The sequence below is a fragment of the Xenorhabdus innexi genome, assembly GCF_002632485.1.
Lineage (GTDB): Bacteria > Pseudomonadota > Gammaproteobacteria > Enterobacterales > Enterobacteriaceae > Xenorhabdus > Xenorhabdus innexi.
In genome coordinates, this window is sequence record NZ_NIBU01000145.1 from 1 (window position 1) to 2105 (window position 2105).

The following is a 2105-nucleotide window of genomic DNA, read 5'->3' on the forward strand; positions in this document are numbered from 1 at the left end:
AAGTTATGTATTCCATTATAATCACTATATTGTATTGGTATTTCTGAAAAATATGTATTCTCTTTTAATGGAATTCTGACATAGATATCTCGATCTTCAGTTCTATTGCATTGAGGTGAACCTGAAGGTGAATGACTATTTTCCTTCATACATATAGAATATTCTGATGGTAAAAATGTAGAATAATATTCTTGAGTATAACGTTTGTTATCACCACCAAAACCAGAGAATTTTTTATTTTTACTTTTGGATGATTGTATTATCCTCGGGGATTTAATACTATATTTTTCATCAAACTTGGGTCTAAAATATTCACCTTTGGTTTTGAAGGAAGTATCATACCAATGATTTAAATCAAACAGATCTTGTCCATCAATAACCTGCAGCGCATTTATATTTAAACTCCATTCTTTAGGCTGAGTCGGTTTTTTATTTTTTATATCTTTAATAATATTCGGTATATTAAAATGAGAATAATCAGGTTTGTTTTTACAATGAAAAATAAAGGTGTTAAAAATACAAATAACACTTGCATTTTTATCATAAGTGACATTCAAATCTAGCATTTTTCTATATATACTAACTTCATCACCTGTTCTTAGATCTAATTTTAAATCGGTATAATTTTTAAGTTGTAAAGTAATATTTACTTTATCGAAGATATTATTATTACTGCTGTTTTCTTGCTCGACAATTATATGAAACTTCTTCCCTAAATCACTGATAGTAAGATAAGGCTTTATAGTACACGTCCATAATCCACTCTCATTTGTTTTTATTAATTGATTGTCTATTATTTTATCGCATAACGCATCCTGCTTTAAAGGTTTTTTTTGGTCCGGACTTAATTCCAATTTTATATCAGAATTGGGAGCAGCATAGCCACGTATCGTGAAGTTATTAGTATGTACTACTGAGTTATTCAATGGGTAAACAATAGATAACTCTTGTTTAATTGATGGTATTTCCGCTGTTAAAGCATCCTCTCTCCATTTATTATAGACTTCTTCTGACTCTCTGACAGTAATATTTATGTTATATTGTTTTTCATCAGTAACATCCGTGAAATACGAATCATATGGAATAAGACATTTCCATTCTCCATCTATACCCACACGGTCCGGGCATTCAATATCCTTTACAGGTTTGTTATCAATAGAATAACTCAGTTTTATTTTACTATCTGGCCGACCATATCCCCTGACAGGAATATATTTTTTCCTCTTACTGACTCGACCATTCCAGTCTGGGCTGTCAATCCATATTTGTTTCATCGTATTAGAAAACCAATGACCTAAATCTTTTGGTTGATAAAATTTAGTAGTCAAATATTTTCCTGTAACATCTGAAATGAGAGAAAAATTAAGAGGTCTTTTACTCCCTGGATCTTTTTTTGCCAAAGCTTTTTCTCCTGAGGATATAACACCAATAATAGTGTTATGCCAAATTGTTGGCCCCCCGGAATCTCCAGGCTGTGAAACTTCAGCGGTTAACGCTTCATTTTCTTTTATTATTAGTCCATCATTCCCTTTAAAATCTTTAGTGGCAGTGATAATTTTTACATCAGCCCGCTTTTGTTCCCCCGTTCCCTCTATACTATTTCCTGTTCTTTCATCAATTCCCAGGCTACCATAGCCATAAATAGAAGTATTATAATAGTCTTTTTCGTTTTTTTCATAAGCGTTGTCATAATAAAAGAAGCGACTAACATGACCAAAATCATGTAAATTTATAGGTCTATCTAATTTTATGATTGCAAAATCAGCCGATTTTCCAGATTCGGAATATGGAAAGAAATTTTTAGGGTCTCCTCTGCCAATTATTTTTTTCTTATAATCTTTAATTATATATCCTTCAAAAGAAACCTGACCACTTGGGCCATCACTTTTAGGGTAATAATAGCAATGAGATGCTGTTAAAATATAGCTTGGAGCGATCAGAGAGCCAGTGCAGGCTGAGATAGTCTTTTTATATTGGCCTAATTTAATTTCATGATAAATATGAATAACCCAAGGTTTACACTGACTATCTTTACCTTCAATACAACTTTCCTCACCTCTTGCAATGGTTTCTCTGGGAGGAGATGTTAACATACCACCTGAAAG

The 2105-nt window shown here is 32.1% G+C and carries 1 protein-coding gene; it reads right to left on the reverse strand.

The features are described from left to right. Nucleotides 1-2093 (reverse strand): trypsin-like serine protease (locus Xinn_RS20515; RefSeq protein ID WP_153043426.1); only part of this gene is annotated, 2093 nt, incomplete at its 3' end. Nucleotides 2094-2105 lie beyond the last annotated feature (12 nt).